Source organism: Streptomyces sp. NBC_01591 (assembly GCF_035918155.1).
Taxonomy (GTDB): Bacteria; Actinomycetota; Actinomycetes; order Streptomycetales; family Streptomycetaceae; genus Streptomyces.
In genome coordinates, this window is sequence record NZ_CP109327.1 from 3,286,012 (window position 1) to 3,306,093 (window position 20,082).

Here is a 20,082-nt window from a genome sequence, read left to right on the forward strand (position 1 = left end):
GAACCTTAGTGCGACGCCGCTACCGCGACCGGACATCCATGAGTTTTCCCCATACGACAAGCCGGTACCGAGAGGTGAATTCGGGCGTGCAGGTAGTGAGCGTCACATAGGAACCGGCCGTGGTGTACCCGGCGTACGGCTTCACGTTGCTGCGCGGGACGGCGGCGATGACACCGCTGTCGCGCGCACTCGTCCGCGCGAGCGTCCGGTCGACGGTGTACGTGTACACGGCGTCCCGGGTCTCGACCGCGATCCGGTCCCCGCGCCGCAGCCGGTTGATGTACCTGAAGGGCTCGCCGTGCGTGTTGCGGTGCCCGGCGAGCGCGAAGTTCCCGGCCTGGCCGGGCTGCGCGGTGCGCGGGTAGTGCCCGACGTACCCCTTGTCGAGTACGCCGCTCTTGCCGACGCCCTGCGCGACGGGCGCGACGAGCCCGAGCCGGGGGATGCGGATGACGGCGTACGCCTGGTCCCAGCGGGGCGCGGAGTGCACGGCACGGCCCCCGCCCGACGGACCACCGGAACCACCGGACTCACCCGACCCACCTGGCTCGCCCGACTCATCGTGGCCACCCCCGGGATCACCGTCGGCCACTCCCCCGCGCTCCTCCCCCCACTCCCGCTGAAGAGCCCGCACCTGATGCTCGGCTCCGGCGCGGGCCTGCCGGTTGGTCCACCACAGCTGATGAACAACGAGCAACAACAGGACGACGCCGAGGGTCACCACCAACTCGGCACCCGTCCAGAGCCCGCGCGCGGCGACCCTCCGCCCTCGCGAGTTCCGCTGCACCACAACCGGTATCCGCTCCCGCACGGCCCGCACGATAGGCCCATGGCCGGTAACTCTCCAGGCCTGGAACCAACCCTCCGCCCCGGAGCCGTACAGCAGTACGGTGTGGTTCATGCGCCCCGACACGCCTGCCGACCACACCACCGAAGCCGAGCGCCTGCTGCGCGCCGCGGCGCGGTACCCCGAGGACCGTGAGCCGCTGCTCCTCCAGGCCGCGGCCCATCTGGAACTCGCCGGCGACCGCGCCCGCGCCACCACCCTCTACGACGAACTCCTCGGCTCCCCCGACCTCGAACTCGACCACCCGCACCTGGTCAAGGCCCTCAACGCGGCCAACCTGTGGGAGTACGGCCACGAGGCGGAGGCCCGCGCGATCATCGAAGGCATCCGTGCCGCGGGCCCGCTCGACCCGGGGCCCTGGGAGATCGCGGCCGAGACCCTCGAAGCCCACGACGAGCTCGAAGCGGCCCACGACTACTTCTCGACCGCGCTGACGCTGCTCCTGGCGCCGGGCGAGGAGGTCCCGTACGCCACCCAGTCGCTGCTGTTCGGCCGCCACCGGGTGCGCAGACTGATGGGCGTCGACCACGACGCCTGGGACGAGCTGGCCGACACCCTCCACACCGCCGCCGTCCCGCTGGACGAGCTCCACGACCCGAAGCGCGTGTGGTCGCTGGGCTCCTCGGACCCGGGCGAGCTCCAGGCCGAGATCACCCGCCTCCGCGCCGAGTTGGGCACGTACCGCACCGCGCTGTCCCGGCCGTTCCCGGTCGCGGTGCTGCACTGGCCGGCCGCCGAACTCGCCGAACTCCTCACCGCCTACCCGGACCTGCGCGGCGAGTACCCCTCCCACCCCGACCACCTGGCCCGCCTGGAGGCCGCCCTCCGCGACCTCCACCAGGCCGGCACCCCGAACCTCGGCATCGTGACCGGCACGGTCCCGTCGTACGAGGCCTTCGCCGCCTCGGAGGCCGCGTCCCCGGCCGACCCGGACCTCCTCCCCCAGTACGCCACCACCCTCGCCGCCCGCGGCCGCGCAATCCCCTGGCCCCCGGCCCGCAGCGCGGCCTGCTGGTGCGGCTCGGGGCGGGCGTACCGGGAGTGCCACGGCGGCGAGTGAAGCATCAGCACGGGGCGCCTGGGGCCGCGTCGAGCACGCGTGTTGCTCAACGCGGCCCCAGGCCCGCTCCCTCCGCGATTTCGCGGAAATCGTGCACCATGCCTCGCAGCCATTCGACATACTCCGCGTCGCTGAACGGCACACGGACGTGTTTCTTCTTGCGGTAGAGATAGACGGATCCGTACTGCTTCATGACCGGAACCAGATCGGCCGGTGGGTTGTCCGCCACGGCCGTGATGCACCGGAGCTCATCGGCCGCCTGATCCGGACTCCGGCTGACCATCGCACGCCAGGAGGCGCGTGCCTCGTCTGTGGAGGTGTCCAGGCAGTAGACCCGTAGCCACGAGATGAAGCATTCGATTCCGGGCGAGTTTCCGGTGTATGGATCGCCCGGAGACCTGTACTCCTCCACTTGCTTGTTGCGACGCTTTCTCGGTGGCACCAGAAAACACCTGCCCGGTCAATTGTCACTTATTCGGGTAAGACGTGTGGATGTACCAGCCTTGCGGGATGCCCGTATCGCTACGTATTACCACCAGAACTCGCGAAGATCCCTCAGCGACGGTGAGAGGCGGCAGACCCGGACGCTCGGCACGCTGGTCACCCGGGTACAGAGGGCCCCGATAGGTGCCGCCGAGCCATCGCGGGAGCTTGTTTCCCGCGCCCGGCACCGCACTGTTGAGCACCAGGGCGAACCCGACTCCGGACGGGAAGTTCGGCGCGGGGTTCCCGCCCTTGGCGACCATGTATCTGATCGAGCTGCGCCAATTCCCGTGCAGCCACCCCGAAATCGCCCCATCCGCCTCCGAGAGACTTTCGAAATAGCTGGAGCGGGGCGGAACTCCTTCTCCGGGATACCCCTCTATCAGACGTACGGCGAGCGCGGCCTTGGCTCCGGTGACCGTACGGCCGTTGGAGATGGTGAACCCTGCGAGATAGCCCTTGCCCTTGATGTGCTTCTGATAGGTGTGGCCGCCGAGCCCCTCTTCTCCGCGCAGCGTGTTGAACCGCGGTTGCAAGCCGTCGTGAACGCTGAGCACGGCATCGAGGAAAGGCCGGTCCAGGTTGTGCTTGGAGCGCAGCCTTCTCCGCGCATGCTCTGCGCGCACAGCGGAATCATTCGCGTTCTCGGCAGGATGGAAACGATTCTGCTCCAAGGAGTAGCGCCACAGATCGTCGTCGGACATGTTCTGGAACACGTTGATGAGCTGACCGAGAGAGTGCGCCACATACGGCGGCGCCGGCCCGAGCTGGTAGCTCGGGGTGGTCATCGTCTGAACGTGCACCTTCTCGCAGTGGTCCGTCCTGCTCTCGCTGACCAGGCGGAGCGACGGGACCTTGTTCCGCCTGGCGATCACGGAAATCCTGTCGAGGGCATCCGCCTTGGCAGGGTTCTTGGCAAGAAGCTTCGACGACTCGGCGATGGCCTGCCGCTCATTCCCCTTGTCATTGTTCTTGTCCTGTCCGGGCTTCTTGTCGTCACCCTTCCCGTCTTTTCCGTCTTTCCCTTTGAGCTTGTTCCAGAGGGCTTTGCCCTTTTTGACGATGAAGCTCACGATTTTGTCGATGGCGCGGTTGACGGGTTTGGCGACGGCGTGGAAGACGGATTTGACCTTGTTGGCGAGGGAGCCGATGCCGAGGAGTGAGGCGAGGAAGCCGATCAGGAGGGGGACGCTGGCGGCGAGGGCGGCTTCGACCATCTTCGGGACGCCTGCCGAACCGCCGTTGGCGATGGCGATCACCGCGTCCAGGACGGCGTTGACGAACTCAACGATCTGGGCGCCCTGGTTCACGATGAACGTGACGATGTCGATGATTCCCTTGACCGCGCGGACGAACGCGGAGGCGGGGTTGAGGAGGGAGATGATCCAGGTGATCCCGGCGATGATGACGGTCGGTATCAGGTAACTGGTGAGTTTCTCCAGGATGGTGGCCTTGAGGTCGCCGGCCTCCTCGGTGATTTCCTTCACCGCGCCGGCGGGGCCCTCGCGGGCGAGGGTCTGGGCGACGGGCACGGAGGACTCGACGGCCGTCATCGCCTGGTCGGGGATGCCCTTGCGGGTGATGCGGGCGCGGATGTTGTCCCAGGTCAGGCCGAGGAGGGAGGCGATGAGCTGGATGACGCCCTTGAGGTCGAACTTCTGCGGGAGTTCGAGACCCGCCTTGACCGCGGTGCCCAGCAGCCAGGACACGACGCCGGTCTTGAGGTGGGTGGCGATGTTGGTGATGAAGAGGTTGAGGCCGGCGCCGACCGCCTTGACGAGGTTGCCGAGGAACCCGATGGGGTCCTTGATGATCTTCATGATCGCGGAGGCGGCCTTGGCGAGGATCCCGAGCAGGAGGTTCTTCAGCTCGTTGATCGTCTTGATGACGCCGACGATCGCGTCCTTCGCCTTGTCGATCAGCCCCTTGTTGGCTTCCTGGAGCTTCTTGATCTCCTCGTCGACCTTGTTCAGGGCGGCGGTGTACTTCTGGGCGAGATCCTGGACGAGCTGCTCGGACTTCTCGTTGACCGTGGCTTCCAGGTCGTCGAACTTCCCCGCGAAGTCCTTCGCCGCATCCTCACCGAACTGACGCAGGTCTGCGGGGAGCTTGCCGACCTCGGCCTTGAGTTCGGTGCGGCCCTTCGCAATGCGGGCCTTCGCCCTGCCGAGCTCGGCGCCGATGATGTCGGCCACGGACGAGATGACGGTCTGCATCTTCGCCACGTAGAGCTTGCGGGCCTCCTGGTAAAGGTTGTTGGCCTCCTCGGGCAGGCCCGCGAACTTGTCCTTGACCCAGCGCGCCTTGCCCGTCCAGCCCGAATACCGCTTGTCCTTGTACGCCTTCATTCGGCGCTTGTGGTCGGCGGTGAACGCGTCCCGGGCCGCCTTCTCGCCCGAGGTGAACTTGTCGTCGACCTTCTTGTCCAGGCCGGACAGGGTCTCCTCGACGTCCTTCTTCGTGCCGTCGTAGACCTTCTGGAGCTTCGCCGTTACCTCGGCGCGCTTCTTCTCATCCTTCGACTTCGTCTCGCCCTTGCCCCCGTCGACCTGCTTCCCCGCAGACGTACGGGTCGCGGTCAGCGCGTTCATGGCCTGGGCGCCGGAGGCCGCAGCCCCCGCCTTCGCCGCGTTCAACTGCTGGGCCTCTGCCGCCTTGCCCTTCGCGGGAGCCTTCGCGGAATCGGTCTCGGCGGTTTTCTTCACCGAGAGAGCCTGATCGAATTCCGGTTCGTTGCCCTTGGCCAGCTGGTCCTCGGTGACCTCCGCGTCCGCCATCGCCTGGTCATTGGCGGCCGGGCCCTGCGAGAAGTCCGTGACCGCAGCCGGCTGCTTGTCCGGAACCGCGTCCGCCGCGGACGGGGCGCCCGGATTGGCGGGCGCCTGGTCCGGGGACATCGGCGTGACGGGCTTGTCCTTGGCCGCCGACGTGTCCGGCGGGGCCTTCGTCGCCGTGTCGATGTCCTTGGCCGAGGAATCCTTGCCGTCCGAGACCTTCCCGTCGACCTCCGCCTTGACCTTGTCCGCCTTACCGGACTTGGAGAACTTGTCGGCGTCGTCGAGATTCTTCGGCGCCTGCGCGTCGATCGCCTTGTTCACCGCGTCGATGAACGCCTGCTTGTTGAACTCACCCGGCTTCGCCGCGTTCATCTTCTCCGCGTTCGCCGCCTTGCCCTGCGCCTCCTTGTCATCCGGAGGCGCGACGGCCGCATCCTGCGCCGACTTCGACTCCGTGGCAGCAGGCGCGTGGTGAGCCAGGCGGACCTTCTTCGCCGCCACGTCCGACTTGACCTTGCGGAAACCGGGCGCCTGCGCCGGAGACGGCTTCACCGGGGCGGTATAGCGCTGCGCGACCAAACGCGACACGGCCGCATTGCCCGCCGCGCGCTGCAGGCGTTGCACGCTGCGGCGGTCGGGAACGGCGCGGTCGCCCGGTGGGCGCTCGGGTGCGGTCGTCGTACGGGAGACATCCGTACGCGGGCCATCCGTACGCGGGCCATCCGTGCGAGGGGAAGCACCGCCGGGACGGTCAGAGGCGGGACCCTTCTCCGGAACCGCCTTCATCCGCCCTCCCGGCCCGTCGCTACCGCGTACTCCGCCGTGTCGGCCCAACACACCAAGGAGAAACATACGAAGCCCGGAAGGGCCTAAGGAAGAGCAACTCCATTACCAAACACCGGACTTGCCCCAACGGGCACCCTCACTGCACGAACGGGAACACGGAGGCGCACACCTCCGAAAGCGACGCAGCCACCACCCCTCCCGGAGCCTCGCCAACAAAAGAAATCCACCCAACGCCCCGGAATCCATATGGTTCTGCCATGCCCGAACTCCAGCGCCTCCGCCCCGACCACGCACCCGCCCTGCTCACCTTCGAGCAGGAGAACCGCACGTACTTCGCCGCATCCGTACCGGACCGGGGCGACGCCTACTTCACCGACTTCGCCGCCCGCCTCGACGCCCTGCTCTCCGAACAGGCCGCCGGGCTCTGCCACTTCCACCTACTGGTCGACCCGGACGGCGAGGTACTGGGCCGCTTCAACCTGGTCGACGTCGCGGACGGCTCCGCCGAGCTGGGCTTCCGCGTGGCCGAGAAGGCCACCCGCCGGGGCCTGGCCACGGCCACCGTCCTCCACCTCTGCACCCTGGCAGCCACCGACTACGGCCTGACCACACTCCGCGCGGCAGCCGCCCTCGACAACACGGCCTCCCGCACGGTCCTGACCCGCGCGGGCTTCGTCCCCACGGGAGAGGAGGTCCAACTGAGCGGGCAGCCGGGGCTCGGTTACGTACGCAGTACAGTGCGTCAGGTCTGACGCGGAGCGACGGTCCAACCGACCACGGGCAGCGCTTTTGTCAACCGGATTCCCCTCTGTCCTACCTTTGCAATATCATCACATTCCAACTACCCATCCCAGGGCCACACCTCCCCACGCAGGTCTCAGCCCTGTGTGCGCGAGGAAGTGTTCATGCCGCCCTACCAGCCCTCGTCCGACTGGCAGTTCGAGATCCCGACGTCCGGCAGCAAGCGGCTCCCGCCCGCTGCCCGCTACGTCGAATCGCTGACGCATCAGGGCTACGGCTTCGAGGCGGCCATCGCGGACCTCGTCGACAACTCGATCGACGCGGGCGCCCGCAACGTCGTGGTGAGCTTCCTCCGGGACGAGGACCGTCTCGTCAGCCTCCTCGTCATCGACGACGGATGCGGCATGAACGACGAGGCCCTGGACACGGCCATGACGGTCGGCGGCCGCGAGGGGTACTCCGACACGGCGCTCGGCCACTTCGGCGCGGGCCTCAAGGCCGCCTCGCTCTCCCACGCCGACTCCCTCACCGTCATCAGCCGGACCAAGCGGAGCCCGTCGACCGGCCGCCGCTGGCTGACCGCGCGGGCCCAGGCCGACTTCACGTGCGACATCGTCGACCCGGGCTACTGCCAGGACCTGGTCGACCGTTACGACGGTCTGATCCAGTGGCACGGCACGATCGTCCGCTGGGACCGGGTCCGCGCCTTCGACACCGTCACCACCGGCCAGGCCGACCGCTTCCTCAACGACGCGATCGAGAAGCTGGAGACCCACCTCGGGCTCCACCTGCACCGCTTCCTCGCCCGCGACGACTTCAACATCGACATCGTCGTCGAGGACGTACGGACCAAGGAGGAGCTGGACCACCGCGGTGTCGAGCCCATCGACCCCTTCGGCTACCGCGTGCCCGGCCGGGCCGGCTACCCCCGTACGTACACCGCACCGGTCGAGGGCGTCGGCGAGGTGGCGCTGACCGCACACATCTGGCCGCCGAAGTCGCCCCTGGTCAGCTTCCGCGGCATCGGTCCGCTCGCCGAGCGCCAGGGTTTCTACATCTACCGCAACGACCGCCTGGTCCAGGCAGGCGGCTGGAACAGCACCCGCAGCGCGGAGGGCCACCACGCCCTCGCCCGGATCGCCGTCGATCTGCCGAACGAGCCGAACGACGTCTTCAGCCTCACGGTGAAGAAGGACGGCGTGACCGTCACCCCGGCCTTCGCGCGCGGCCTGGAACAGGCCACGGACGGGGCCGGACACACCTTCGGTACGTACCTCCAGGAAGCGGAGACCACGTACCGGGAAGCCGCCCGGCGCGCCACCGAACCGCAGCGCAAGGCCGTCCTCCCGGCCGGCAAGGGCATCGATCCGAAGCTCAGGCGCACGCTGCGCGACGAACTGCCGGAGCTCGACGGCGAGGACCCGATCGCCTTCCGCTGGGACACACTGCCCTCGGACGTGTTCTTCGAACTCGACCGGGAGGAACGGGAGGTGAAGCTCAACAAGGAGTACCGGCAGGTCTTCAACGGTGGCCGTCGCGGCGGCCTGAACGACGCGCCGGTGATGAAGAGCATGCTCTATCTCATGGTCAACGAGATCTTCCAGAAGGAGCGGGTCCGGGCCGTCCACACCGACAACGTCGCGCTGTGGAACAGCGTCCTGGTGACGGCGGCGCGCTGCGAACTCTCGCGCTGACCACCGATCCGCCGTCCTTCACCCGCCCTCCCGAGGAAGCCACCCCCCTGCCATGGCCGACCACCTGTTCAACCTGCACGGCGACGTCCTGGGCGCGATGCGGCGCGGTCCCAAGCACTTCACCAAGCTGGCCTTCGTCCTCTCCGAGGCCGACGAGCCCGCCGACACGGAGCTGAGCCACTTCCGGGACCGGATCGTCGCCGCCGGTCCCGGCGACGAGCTCACCGCGCTCTGGCACCGCACCCTGACCTCCTGGGACCTGGCGGAACAGGCCGACTGGTCCACTGCCCCGCCCCGCACGGACGCCCGCCGCACGGACACGTACAACCGCCTCGGCTTCGGCGCCGATCTGCGCAAGGCGCTCGACGGGGCGGTCCCGGTCTTCAAGGAGCCGGGCCCCACCGTCATCAGCGAGGAGTTCACGTCCTGGTACTCGCGTGACACCGCGGCCGCCCGCTCCTTCTACTGGAACTCCTACGAGCAACTCCTGCGCCGCAAGGGCTGGTCGGACGCCGCGGTCTCCAGCCTCGACGAGGCCAGTCACGCCGTGGTGGAACGCCTCTCCGACCCCACCCGCACCCAGGCGTACGGTGCCCGGGGCCTGGTCGTGGGCTACGTCCAGTCCGGTAAGACCGCCAACTTCACCGGCGTCGCGGCGAAGGCCATCGACGCGGGCTACCGCCTGGTCATCGTCCTCGGCGGCACCCTGAACCTCCTGCGGGGCCAGACCCAGCGGCGTCTGGACATGGAGCTGATCGGTCAGGAGAACATCCTGCGCGGCGCCGACCCGTCGGACCCGGACGCCCTGGTCGGCATCGACTACCAGGACGACGAGGACTGGCCGGCGAAGTTCGTCAGCCACGGTCACCGCCCGTTCAACATCGAGCGCCTCACCACCCGGGACGACGACTACCGCAGCCTCCGGCAGGGCATCGGGGCCCTGGAGATCGAGAAGCGCGAAAAGCACCTGCCGCTGTACGTCCCCGACAACCTGCACCGCGCGGCCGCCCGCGTCATGGTCGTCAAGAAGAACAAGTCCGTCCTGACGAACCTGGTGAAGGACCTCAGGAAGATCGGCCCGATCCTCCGCGAGATCCCCACCCTGATCATCGACGACGAGTCCGACCAGGCCTCCGTGAACACGTCCGACCCGAAGAAATGGGAATCGGGCCAGACACAGCGCACGGCGATCAACGGTCTGATCTCCGAGCTTCTCGGCCTGCTCCCGCGCGCACAGTACGTCGGCTACACCGCCACCCCGTTCGCGAACGTCTTCATCGACCCGAGCGACGGCGAGGACATCTTCCCGCGCGACTTCCTCATCTCCCTGCCGCGCCCCGTCGGTTACATGGGCGTGCAGGACTTCCACGACCTGGACGGCGAGGGAGCGGCCGAGGAAACCCACGTACGCGGCATCTACGACGACACGGGCGACCGCCTCCAGGAGGCGATGGACGCGTTCGTCCTCACCGGCGCGCTGAAGCTGTACCGCGCCGACCGCGGAGTGCCCGCGGGCCCGTTCCGCCACCACACGATGCTGGTGCACGAATCGGTGAAGATGGACGACCACGCGGACCTGGCGCTGCGCATCAACACCCAGTGGCACCGCGCGGGTTACACCTCCCACGAGGGCCACGCCCGCCTGGAGAAGCTGCTCGCCGACGACTTCGCCCGCCACGCGGACGACGGCCTCCCGACCCCGTCCGCCTACGCCGACCTGCGCCCGTATGTCTCCCGCGCCCGCCAGCTGATCAACGCGGGCGGCAACCCGGTCGTGGTCGTCAACGGCGACACGGACCGCTACTTCTCCCAGATCGACCTGGACTTCGACCGGACCCCGAACGTCTGGAAGATCCTGGTCGGTGGCACGAAGCTCTCCCGCGGCTTCACGGTCGAGGGCCTCACCGTCACCTACTACCGCCGCACCACCCGCCAGGCCGACACCCTGATGCAGATGGGCCGCTGGTTCGGCTTCCGCCCCGGCTACCGCGACCTGGTCCGCCTCTACATAGGCCGCGAGGAACCGCTGACGAAGACCCGGACGGTCGACCTGTACGAGGCCTTCGAGGCGATCTGCCGCGACGAGGAGACCTTCCGCTCCCAGCTCTCGCGATACGCGGAACTGATCGACGGCCAACCACAGGTGACCCCCGCCCAGATCCCGCCCCTGGTCTCCCAGCACCTCCCGTGGATCAAGCCGAGCGGCCGCAACAAGATGTTCAACGCGGAACTGGTCGAGATCCGGTCACCGGGCCAGTGGGTGGAGCCGACGGCGTACCCGACGGACGGGGCAGATCTGCGGCACAACTCGGAGGTGTGGCTGCCGGCGCTTGAGTCGCTGGACACAGACCCGGCTGTCTTCGTCACCCTCTCCGAAGATGACCGAGGCGGCTACACGCGCTACCCAGCGAAGACCACTGTTCTCCCCCACAGTCAGCTGCTGGACATCATGAGCAGACTCACCTGGGGTCGCCCAGACCTCTTTGCTCCTCACCTCGCGTATCTCAAGGACCCCAGCGACACCGGGTGCGCGACCGACGACTGGGTCCTTGTGCTCCCGCAGACTTCCGGCCGCACAAGCGTGGAAGCACGGATCGCGGGCTCCCCTCCGCTCACTCTCGTCCAGCGCAAGCGCAACGCCCGCGGCGTCTTCAACCGTATCTCTGGCATGGCACACCGCCAGTCCGCCGAACGCATCGCCGGCCTGCATCCGCTGAGCGAGGAAGACCCCTTTGCCACCCGGTTCCACCAGCAGCGGCGGGGTGTCTTGCTGCTCTATCCAGTGGTCGACCCCACGCTTGACACACCCGCCGGCGCCGTGGCCAAGGGCCATATCGATCCGGCCAAGGTCGTGATGGCTGCAGCGTTTATCCCGGCTGTCAGCCAGACAGCCAAGCAGATACCCTTCGTTCGCTTCCGCACCATCGATTCATCACGCGATGGGCAGGCGGTCGTCACAGCCGGTTAATGACGATCTGCGCGACAGGAACTCGGACCAGAGATCGGGAGCTTTCGGGTGGGACGGCTTGTTCTTCAGAAGCCTGGGGAAATCTGCACGAATACGGATACGGCCCCAGAGCACGTCCTTCGCGGGCCGGAGGATGACATCGAACTCCAGGCCGTCCTTAGCTGGTTCCGTGACCAGCCCGTCGGGCTGCTCTACACCGAGGCGATCCGTAACTCGATCGACTATGTCCTTGATGGAGGCAGAACCAGCCGGTTCGATCTGCTGTCGTCCGACGTACATCCGGGCGAGAGGGCCTCGGTTGGCGCGAAGCTGGAGTACGAGGTTCTGCGGATCTTCAATCTGCCGAAAGCCAAACCCCTCGACACGCTCATCGCGGGCGCCCCGGTAGACATCAAAGCGACGGTCGGGGACAACTGGGCTATCCCGACAGAAGCACACTGCCAACTATGCATCTGCACCCAGATTCAGCTGAAGAAGAACCGCCATAGGTCCTGGCTGGTCCGGACACATCGGTCCTGGCTGTACCGGGGCAAGGGCAATAAGGACGGCAAACGCGGACTGGCTGTTGACGCTCGCACCCACTGGAGCGTCCCGCTTTACGACTGGGAAGATCTGCCCATCAACCCTCTGCGGTACCTGACCGAGGGCCAGGCCACGCAGGTCCTGGCGAAGAAGCCCGGTCAGGTGAAGCGACTGCTGATGATGTTCCGTTTCTTGGAGGGCCGCATCATTCCCCGGAACGTCATCCTCACTGTCGGAGCGGGCAGGGACGACCCTATGCGCCGAGCCCGACAGGCTCGGGATGAGGCAGTCAAGGAAGGTCTGACACTTCTGTGCGGTGACTGGGTTGAGTCCCGCGAACAAGCCGCAGCGCGAGGGATCGCTCTCGGCTCCGGTGAGTGGATTGCGCTTCGAGATGACTCAGCCAGCAAGCCCGTGGCCAGCCACGTGCCAGACTGTTTGCAAGCACCAGATATATCGAAGGCTGGCTAGCAGTGTCCGACCCCGAAGCCTGGACTCCGCCTGAAGGATCCTGGGCGTCCTCAGCCGCACGGCGGAAGAACATGCAGGCCATTCGGAGCCGCGACACAAAACCGGAACGGCTGATCCGCCGGCTCGTCCACGCCAGCGGCCTCCGCTACCGAGTCGCGGCAAAGCCTCTGCCGGACCTTCGCCGGACGGCGGACATGGTGTTCCGCCCGGCCAAGGTCGCGGTGTTCATTGACGGCTGCTACTGGCATGGCTGTCCCGAGCACTACGTCCCGCCCAAAACCAACCCTGGGTACTGGTCAGACAAGGTGGCACGGAACGTGGCCCGTGACCGTGACACTGACCAGCGCCTCGCTGAGGCCGGCTGGCTGGTACTGCGCTTCTGGGAGCATCAGGACTCAGACACCTGCGCGCTCACGATCGTCAGTGCTGTCCGCGAGCGACGGAACGCTCTGGCCCGGTAGCAGATCCTGCGTCTCAGTCTTGCGCTGCTTTTCGCGTTTGTGGGCAGCGCGCAGCACGGCAGCGATCGCCTTCCCCACTGCCTCAGCGACAGGCGGGGGAAATGCATTTCCCACCTGCCGGTACTGGGCGGTTTTACCTCCGCTGAATTTCCAATCTTGCGGAAACCCTTGAATAATTGCCGCTTGCTCGACCGTCAGCATAGGGCCATCCGGGCGGAATAGGTCACGCCCTCGACTACCCTTTTTCTTGCTCTCCTCATAGTCGTTAGCAACACCCATTCCAGAAACACCCAGCTGCTTCCAGGATGCCTTTGCGCGACTCGGCCCCAGGTCAGCCCCGCCGTGCTTCTTTGAGCCACCAACGAGTGTAGGCGCGATGCCGCCATCCTTCTTGTTCGCAGCAGCCTTAGATGCCCTGTCTTTCCAATCATCGAGACACTTCCGCGCCTCGTCCGCGATATCTCCCCCCATTTCCAGGTACGGCTGGTACCTGGCCTCCATAGAGTCGCTGAGTGCCTCGAAAACACTCTTCGGAGCGCCTGTTGCAGTGGGCCACACAAATTCGAGATCACCGAGTACATCCTTGCGGATAGCCACAAGAACAGCTCGTGGACGCAACTGAGGCACGCCAAAGTCACTGGCCTCTAGGACCTCCCACTTGCACACCTTGTAGTCGAGGCCCTCGAAGTCTTCCTCCAGCCCCGTCTCGGGCCGCTTAGCCCGACCACCCTGAAGCCTCGCTTCGATATAGGTGCGATATTCCTCGAACTTCGCGTCCTTAATCCCTCGAACATTTTCAATCATCACTGCCTTAGGGCGAAGCTCATCAACGAGCTCTAGCATCCGAGGAAAGAGATCTCGCTCGTCATCCTTCCCCAATTGCTTACCGGCATGCGAAAAAGGCGGGCACGGAACACCCCCCGCAAGCAAGTCAAGCTCGCGACGCAAGAGAGGGCCACCAAGAAACTTGGATGGCTTTTTCAGTCCCGCTTCGGGGAATTTCTTGCTAGGCAGCGGACGGAATTCATTTACGTCATTATTAATGACGTCACAGTGCTCCCGCTCCCAGCTCCACCCGTCGAGAGACTTAATGTTATCCGTCAGGGTAGTCGCGGCATGCTCGTCGATTTCAACGAGCGCAAGGTGCTTAAATCCGGCCGCGTGGAGACCGATGGCTTGCCCCCCGGCACCCGCGCAAATCTCGATCGAGGTCAACACATGATCCTCGCTCCAGGTCGGCGTATTGTCGCTGAGCGTCATCGGCTCCTCCTGGCGTGGCTGATACAGACACGCAAGTGTCGCATCTACCACCGACAACGTTTACGACGCTCGTCCCATCCCACCCGGCGCAGTCAGCTCTCCAGCAGGTCCCGCAGACTCTGCCGCATCTCGTCTCGCATCGCGGCCGGAAACTGCCGGTACATGCTCCACGCCTGATCGATTGGCTTCAGAAGCCTGCCGTCTGCCTCCATCCACTCGAACAGCTCTTGCTTGCTCCAGCGAGGAAGCGCCTTCACCCGCCCCCAAACCTGCGCGGAGTCGATCTGGACGCTGGTCAGACTCCTGACCAGCTCGTTGCACCGCGCACACTCAGTGATCAGATTCTCTGCGTGAGCACCGCTCCCCGACGCGTGCGGGTTCACATGGCCAAGCGTGAGCCGGGCGTGCGAGTCAGGCTCTCCTGGGCACGCCTCGGCTGCGCCAACCCCACACCGTCGGCACGTGTGCCTGTCACGCTCGTACACACATAGCGACGCGTCTTCGCACTGATCTGGCGGAGTCCAGCCGCACGATGCTCCCGCTCCCAGACCGGCGCCCCGAGCTCCTCCAGATACAGCTGGTCCGGCTGCAGACTCGGCCTGTCCAGGTTCGTCTTGATTACCCAGCCCGCCGGACGTAGATCCCGCATGCGGCGATCCACCCGCTCAGCCCCGGTGATGGCCACTCGCGGCGCAGCCTTCGAGAAGGCGCCCCCGATACCAATTTCATCCCGCAGCCACAAGGCCACACGCACCCGCGTGCCAAGCGTTGCGTTACGCCGGTCCTGCTCCCGCGACGGCCTGATCCATCCACCTTCTTTCGAATGCGCGTGCGAGTGGTGAGCGATTTGAGTGATCCCGTTAGCTGCCGTCACTTGCCAGCGGCAAATGACGGCAAGCTGCGCTTGACGACAACAGCCTTCGGCAAGGCAGCGAGAGGACACCCAGATGATTCCGCCGAGCGACAGTCACCACCGGCAGCCCCCAGGCCTCACATGCATCGAGATCTGCGCCGGCGCCGGGGGGCAGGCCTTGGGGCTAGAGCGTGCCGGATTCCAGCACACCGCCCTCGTTGAGCTGGACGGCGACGCAGTACGAACGCTTCATACGAATCGCCCGCACTGGAACGTCCTCCACGACAACGTCCGCGGCCTGTCCGCTGCCAGGCTCTGGCCAGGTGGCAACGAACAGGAAGTAGCGCTCCTCGCGGCCGGGGTGCCGTGCCCGCCGTTCTCACTGGCAGGCCAGCAGCTGGGGGCGGCTGATGAACGAGATCTTTTTCCGGATGTGCTGGCGCTCGCCGCATGGCTGAAGCCGAGGGCTGTTCTGATTGAGAACGTCAAAGGAATCCTGCAGGCAAAGTTCGACGGCTACCGCGCAAGCGTGCTTCGGCAGCTCAAGGAGCTCGGGTACGCCACCAACTGGCAGCTTCTTCGCGCCTGCGACTTCGGAGTTCCGCAGCTGCGCCCACGGGCGGTTCTTGTCGCTATGCGGCCCGCTTCTTTTACGCAGTTCGCCTGGCCGACACCGACTGCGTGCCCGGACACCGCCCCGTCAGTGGGCAGCGTGCTCTACCAGTCCATGGCCTCACAAGGTTGGGAGCTCGCTTATGAATGGGCGGGCGCCGCCACCCGCATCGCGCCAACGCTCTGCGGCGGATCCCGCAAGCACGGAGGAGCCGACCTCGGCCCGTCCCGTGCCCGGAAAGCATGGGCAGAGCTGGGTGTCAACGGCTCCAGCGTCGCAGACGCCCCGCCCCTTCCTGGCACTCCCCTCCCCGTCAAGCTCACGGTGGCCCAGATGGCGCTGCTCCAAGGCTTCCCTCCGGACTGGAAAATCACTGGACGCAAGACCGCGGCCTACCGACAGGTGGGAAACGCGTTCCCACCACCGGTGGCCGCAGCTGTAGGCCGCAGCATCGCCAGCGCTCTGTCTCAAACGGTCATCGGCGTCGAAGACCCGAACGCCCAGACTGGTTGCCTCGGAAGCAGCCCGTCCGCCACAAGCCGCCGTGTCTCCGTGGCAAGCCCTGGAGTAATGGCGTAGGCCGGAACCTCAAGCCGGGCCGACTCCCAGCGCCCGGCCTGGTCCCGGTCCGCTGGGACAGCTGAGTGGAGCCATGAGCGGATTACTGTGGCCACGTTCACCGCGCTCCCGTCTCTGCCGACGAGAACAGCGACCAGATACCAATCGGTATCAGTAGCCATGACTTCGTACTCATGCCGCGTCAGATGAATCACAAGGCGGGTGGGATTCGTCGTCGACTTGACCTCCAGATGCGCGCGCTCCGCAGGAGAACCTGCAGATATGTCGTATCCATAGGCGTCCGATTCTGCGGCCACGTGCCGGACCTGCGGCACGCCACCTCTCCTCAGCAGCCGAAGGAGCGCCTGTTCGCCAGCCGCTCCCACAGCTCTTCTGGCTTCCTCAACGGCGCGGCTCCACTGGACCCGGGGTGCCTCGGCCGAGGCCCTCAACTCGCTGTCGTCTATCTCCACGACAGGGCGTCCCGTCGCCGTAACCATTCCCGTCCGCCTGAGCCAGGCGAGACCCTCGGCGTATTGCGCCGGCGTGAGATCGGCGTAGGCGGGATGGCTAGCAAAGAGCGTACGGACTCGGGACACCCCAGCTACGCGTAACTCTGCCAGCCAGCGAAGCGCCGCTCGGCGCGTCGCCTCACTGGGCAGCGACGGCATCGACGTGCCTCAGCAACTCCCGGACATCAGCCATGTCCATGCCTGCGGCTCCAGATGGTTCGTCTTCAAGATCGGCCAGTTGCTGAACAGAGGGATCATCCAAGATCCGCCCCATGAATTCGAGCTTTTCTTCGAGCCTCATAGCCACCACCTCATCGATGGTGCCTTCCACCGCGAGCACGGTGACTCTCGTCTCGGTATCCGGAGCGAGACCGAGTCGGTGAATCCGGTCCAGACTCTGCAGGAACCGTCCAGCCATGAAGTCACGGTCCACATAGACAGCGTCATGGCAGACGTGGTGCAGGCTGATGCCCTCGCCAAGAGTGGCCGGGTTGGAGAGAAGAACGTGACAGTCGGGATCCTCGCGGAACCGCCTGATCTGCTCCTCACGATCAGGCGTGCCGCCATGCACTACCGCAGGCTCGTACCCCGCGAACAGGCGCTCCATCGTGGTGATGCTGCGCACGAATGTCGTCCAGACCAGGGTCTTCCGCCCCAACGCGGCGTTGGTAGCAACGATGTTCAGCGCTTCCTTGTACTTCGGGGAAAGCTCGTGCCGCGGCAAGTTCCGCATCAGCGCGTACAGCGACTCATCCTGGGGGACTTCCAGCGGCGGTACTTGATAGGTGAGCGGTTCGTACCGGCTCTCACCCTCGACAAGCAGCGCAGGGCTGGTGGCCGCCATGAGCAGGCGCAGCATCGCTTTGCCCAGGGCGTCAAAGTCGGCCCGGGATGCTTCGGCCCTGGCCGTGAAGCGTCCGACCAGCGCGTCATACACCTCACGATGGAGGTCTGGCATCTTCAAGCGCCGGATGCGCGTCTCGAACGGAGGCAGGCCCAGCTCGTTCTTCGTCGTCCGTGTGAAGAGCGGTCGGAGCACCGAGCTGGCGTGCGCAAGGTCGCCTCCCGCGACGGCCTGCGTAACCACCCGCCGCCCATGGCCCGGCCAGACAAAGGACAGCAGGTTCTCTAGATCCCGCGCCCCATTCGGAGCCGGTGTGCCAGTCAGAATGAGCCGGCGGCGGCTGAGCGGCCCAAGTGCCATGCATGCACTGCCGTATGTGCCCCGGGCCCCCAGCTTCATGCGATGCGCTTCGTCAAGAATGATCATCGAAGGTGCGCCGCGCAGCCAAGAGGCCAGAGCTGCGAGCGACTTGTCGAGGCGCTCGTAGTTAACAATCAGGATCTCGGCTCTAGGGTCAGGGCTTTTCCCCATGATCGCAGTGAGCGGAGGCTGCTTGAAGCAAAGCTCACTCTCAGAAAGCCAGGCTTCGTAGGCGGACTTAGGACTCACGACCAACAGACGGCGGACCTCGCTACGCTCCCGCATGGCGGCGTATACAGCCAGTCCCACACGGGTCTTGCCCGCTCCGGGAACGCTGAAGTTGGCACCGTGCTGCAGCGACAGCAGCCGGGTGATGTCACGCCGCTGGAATTTCGTCAGGTCGGCATGCCAAGCGGAGCCCAGCATCGATTCCACGACACTGTCGTCCCATGCCGGGGCCTGGCTGGGGGTCTGGAGCCTCTGTTCAGCCTGGTCAGCATCGTCAAGTACTTCGCCAACCAGCTCACCGAGCTCGTCCGTCCAGACAACCGACTCTGGATGCGGCCAGTCAGCGAGAGCATCGATGCCCACCAGGAAGTCGTCCAGAGACAGCTCCAGAGTGAGCCGACCGCGCAGACCGCCCCCGGGAAAGCGAGCTGCCAGCCGGTTCAGGTCACTGCGGCACAGCTCAGTGGTGCGCAGAATGGCCTTAGTCCGCGATACGTCGAAGCCAATCTGCAGGGACGATTCCTCGGCAATCGCAGTCACTGCTGCTCCTGTCGCACAGCTTCACGCAGCCACTCGACACCTTCACCAGGCACTTCAATGCTCTGCGCGGTGGCCAGGGCCAGCTTCCTCAGAGTGGCCTTCAGCTTGAGAACGGCCTCATCGAGAGCTTCCTCGTCCAGGCTCCGGGACCCGCTCGCCAGCACCATGTCCGTGATGCACTGCTCGATGTCCTGGCAGGCATCGTTGAGGCGGTCGGGTGCCGCCTGCTTCCGCTTGCGTACGCGAGCGTCCTTGCCCGCCGGCTCAAGAGCATCCTCCACCGCCTTGTGCGCCTCCTTGAACAGTGAGGCGGCCTTCTCTGACTGAGCCAGGGAAACCTTGGCTCCTGCACGGACCATGGCCTTCGCCCGCAGGACCGAGTCGGTGAACGCGCGGGCCGTGGCCACCTGCGGCGCCTCGGCCTTCACCGCCCGGTTGATTCCGGGGATGACTCGCGCGGCCGTTTCGACGGGCGCTGATTTCAGCTCCTCTGGCAGCCGGTGCTCCAAGTACCTCGTCCGGAAGTCAGCTTCAATGAGCCGGACATCAGTCTTGGAGAAGTCCATCACAATCGCAGCCAGGCGGTTTTCTTTGAGCAGCTCTGCCTTCTTCGGATCGGCCTTGGCTTCCTTGCCATAGGCGCGATGCACCTCGCGCAGCTTTTCCTGGGCATCTTCAAAGTCCAGCAGCCGAAGCTGGGCATCTTCAGTCGTAGACCTGTCCCTCAGATCCCGGAGGCAGGCGAGCACCCAGAGGTCCTGCTCTGCCGTCGACTCCCTGATGCGGAAGTCGCGCGCGACCTCCTTCAGCGGTCGGCCTGCTTCGACCTGCTCATCGATGGTGAGCAGCCTGTTGATGTACGAGTACGGTCGGCGAGTGTCGTGACGCAGCTGAAGTGAGAGCTCAACCTTGTTGATGTCCGCCCAGGTGCAGGAGTCGGGGAGCACGGCGACCCGGATGTCGGGCACACCAAGCTCCCGCAGCGCTGCCGCGCGGGTGTTGCCATTGACCAGGATTCCCTCGCGGGTAATCAACCCAGGCTCGTTCTGCCGGAAGTCCTCGAGGCTCTGCTTCAGCTCGTCGAAATCCTTGTCTCTCTTCGACGGGTCAGAAGGCTCCGCCTGAAGCAGGTACTGAAGGTAGTCCTGGCTCTCATCGCTCCACGGGTCGTCATCCAACCGGCGGTCCTGCTGAGGATCGAAACTGCGCTGCGCCCGGATCCGGTGGGTTCCCGGGTTGTAATAGAGCGACTCCACGGGCATGTCGATGACCTGCACAACCTGCGGCTTCGTGCGCCACTCGATCGTCAGGGTTTCCTGAAGTCCCGTGCCGGCAGCTACGTCTTTGAGACGCTGCTCTACGACATCCTTGTTCCTGGCTGCGTGCGGAGGCAGCCCGAACTCTCCGACGTTCTTGCTCACAGTGCGTTCTCCTCTGGCTGGCGAAAGATGCAGATCGGTGGGGTCGCCGCTGGGGACGACCCCACCACGGTCAGGGGGAAGCC

The 20,082-nt window shown here is 65.8% G+C and carries 15 protein-coding genes; 7 read left to right on the top strand and 8 right to left on the bottom strand.

Annotation, left to right across the window (positions count from 1 at the left end; translation table 11 throughout):
• Positions 1 to 19: 19 nt before the first annotated feature.
• On the bottom strand, positions 20 to 901 hold the full coding sequence (locus OG978_RS15265) for a class E sortase (RefSeq protein WP_326765757.1): 882 nt from the start codon (positions 899 to 901) through the stop codon (positions 20 to 22).
• Here OG978_RS15265 and OG978_RS15270 point away from each other — a divergent pair.
• Positions 900 to 1,907 carry an SEC-C domain-containing protein gene (locus tag OG978_RS15270; RefSeq protein WP_326765758.1) on the top strand — a complete coding sequence of 336 codons (1,008 nt, stop codon included), beginning with the start codon at positions 900 to 902 and terminating at the stop codon, positions 1,905 to 1,907. The two genes, OG978_RS15265 and OG978_RS15270, sit on opposite strands and share 2 nt — an antisense overlap.
• Before the next feature lie 46 nt (positions 1,908 to 1,953).
• Here the strand turns inward: OG978_RS15270 and OG978_RS15275 are convergent, their stop codons facing one another.
• Both OG978_RS15275 and OG978_RS15280 read right to left on the bottom strand, forming a co-directional pair.
• A complete protein-coding gene (locus OG978_RS15275; protein WP_326765759.1) occupies positions 1,954 to 2,100 on the bottom strand; it encodes a hypothetical protein in 147 nt (48 codons plus the stop codon).
• A gap of 274 nt (positions 2,101 to 2,374) precedes the next feature.
• Positions 2,375 to 5,953, bottom strand: coding sequence for a hypothetical protein (locus OG978_RS15280; protein WP_326765760.1), 3,579 nt, complete (start codon positions 5,951 to 5,953; stop codon positions 2,375 to 2,377).
• A gap of 257 nt (positions 5,954 to 6,210) precedes the next feature.
• Between OG978_RS15280 and OG978_RS15285 the strand changes: the two genes are divergently transcribed.
• The 5 genes from OG978_RS15285 (at position 6,211) to OG978_RS15305 (ending at position 12,810) form a co-directional block, all read left to right on the top strand.
• Positions 6,211 to 6,705 (top strand): GNAT family N-acetyltransferase, encoded by a 495-nt coding sequence (locus OG978_RS15285; RefSeq protein WP_326765761.1) that lies wholly within the window; start codon positions 6,211 to 6,213, stop codon positions 6,703 to 6,705.
• Positions 6,706 to 6,858: 153 nt separating this feature from the next.
• The gene (locus OG978_RS15290) at positions 6,859 to 8,388 is read left to right on the top strand and encodes an ATP-binding protein (protein WP_326765762.1); all 1,530 of its coding nucleotides are present in this window, start codon (positions 6,859 to 6,861) and stop codon (positions 8,386 to 8,388) included.
• 52 nt (positions 8,389 to 8,440) lie between these two features.
• On the top strand, positions 8,441 to 11,356 hold the full coding sequence (locus tag OG978_RS15295) for a Z1 domain-containing protein (protein ID WP_326765763.1): 2,916 nt from the start codon (positions 8,441 to 8,443) through the stop codon (positions 11,354 to 11,356).
• Between the two features lie 48 nt (positions 11,357 to 11,404).
• Positions 11,405 to 12,349 (top strand): NaeI family type II restriction endonuclease, encoded by a 945-nt coding sequence (locus tag OG978_RS15300; protein WP_326765764.1) that lies wholly within the window; start codon positions 11,405 to 11,407, stop codon positions 12,347 to 12,349.
• On the top strand, positions 12,334 to 12,810 hold the full coding sequence (locus tag OG978_RS15305) for a very short patch repair endonuclease (RefSeq protein WP_442817836.1): 477 nt from the start codon (positions 12,334 to 12,336) through the stop codon (positions 12,808 to 12,810). Before OG978_RS15300 ends, OG978_RS15305 begins: the two co-directional genes overlap by 16 nt.
• Here OG978_RS15305 and OG978_RS15310 read toward each other — a convergent pair.
• On the bottom strand, positions 12,745 to 14,070 hold the full coding sequence (locus OG978_RS15310; RefSeq protein WP_326765766.1) for a DNA cytosine methyltransferase: 1,326 nt from the start codon (positions 14,068 to 14,070) through the stop codon (positions 12,745 to 12,747). The two genes, OG978_RS15305 and OG978_RS15310, sit on opposite strands and share 66 nt — an antisense overlap.
• 92 nt (positions 14,071 to 14,162) lie before the next feature.
• The gene (locus tag OG978_RS15315) at positions 14,163 to 14,453 is read right to left on the bottom strand and encodes a hypothetical protein (RefSeq protein ID WP_326765767.1); all 291 of its coding nucleotides are present in this window, start codon (positions 14,451 to 14,453) and stop codon (positions 14,163 to 14,165) included.
• Between the two features lie 564 nt (positions 14,454 to 15,017).
• Here OG978_RS15315 and OG978_RS15320 point away from each other — a divergent pair.
• On the top strand, positions 15,018 to 16,115 hold the full coding sequence (locus OG978_RS15320) for a DNA cytosine methyltransferase (protein ID WP_326765768.1): 1,098 nt from the start codon (positions 15,018 to 15,020) through the stop codon (positions 16,113 to 16,115).
• On the opposite strand, the gene OG978_RS48290 is transcribed toward OG978_RS15320, so the two are convergent.
• The 3 genes from OG978_RS48290 to OG978_RS15330 are packed head-to-tail and all read right to left on the bottom strand — an operon-like array spanning position 16,004 to position 19,999.
• On the bottom strand, positions 16,004 to 16,765 hold the full coding sequence (locus tag OG978_RS48290) for a protein NO VEIN domain-containing protein (protein ID WP_442817692.1): 762 nt from the start codon (positions 16,763 to 16,765) through the stop codon (positions 16,004 to 16,006). The genes OG978_RS15320 and OG978_RS48290 overlap by 112 nt on opposite strands.
• A complete protein-coding gene (locus OG978_RS15325) occupies positions 16,746 to 18,569 on the bottom strand; it encodes a DEAD/DEAH box helicase (protein WP_326770039.1) in 1,824 nt (607 codons plus the stop codon). Before OG978_RS15325 ends, OG978_RS48290 begins: the two co-directional genes overlap by 20 nt.
• Before the next feature lie 5 nt (positions 18,570 to 18,574).
• Positions 18,575 to 19,999, bottom strand: coding sequence for a transcriptional regulator (locus tag OG978_RS15330; protein WP_326765769.1), 1,425 nt, complete (start codon positions 19,997 to 19,999; stop codon positions 18,575 to 18,577).
• Positions 20,000 to 20,082: the final 83 nt, after the last annotated feature.

What these genes read in the sequence shown, in the direction of transcription:
- OG978_RS15270 (WP_326765758.1), top strand. Translation starts at nt 900, where the DNA reads ATGCGCCCCGACACGCCTGCCGACCACACCACCGAAGCCGAGCGCCTG.
- OG978_RS15265 (WP_326765757.1), bottom strand. Translation starts at nt 901, where the DNA reads ATGAACCACACCGTACTGCTGTACGGCTCCGGGGCGGAGGGTTGGTTC.
- OG978_RS15275 (WP_326765759.1), bottom strand. Translation starts at nt 2,100, where the DNA reads ATGAAGCAGTACGGATCCGTCTATCTCTACCGCAAGAAGAAACACGTC.
- OG978_RS15280 (WP_326765760.1), bottom strand. Translation starts at nt 5,953, where the DNA reads ATGAAGGCGGTTCCGGAGAAGGGTCCCGCCTCTGACCGTCCCGGCGGT.
- OG978_RS15285 (WP_326765761.1), top strand. Translation starts at nt 6,211, where the DNA reads ATGCCCGAACTCCAGCGCCTCCGCCCCGACCACGCACCCGCCCTGCTC.
- OG978_RS15290 (WP_326765762.1), top strand. Translation starts at nt 6,859, where the DNA reads ATGCCGCCCTACCAGCCCTCGTCCGACTGGCAGTTCGAGATCCCGACG.
- OG978_RS15295 (WP_326765763.1), top strand. Translation starts at nt 8,441, where the DNA reads ATGGCCGACCACCTGTTCAACCTGCACGGCGACGTCCTGGGCGCGATG.
- OG978_RS15310 (WP_326765766.1), bottom strand. Translation starts at nt 14,070, where the DNA reads ATGACGCTCAGCGACAATACGCCGACCTGGAGCGAGGATCATGTGTTG.
- OG978_RS15320 (WP_326765768.1), top strand. Translation starts at nt 15,018, where the DNA reads ATGATTCCGCCGAGCGACAGTCACCACCGGCAGCCCCCAGGCCTCACA.
- OG978_RS48290 (WP_442817692.1), bottom strand. Translation starts at nt 16,765, where the DNA reads ATGCCGTCGCTGCCCAGTGAGGCGACGCGCCGAGCGGCGCTTCGCTGG.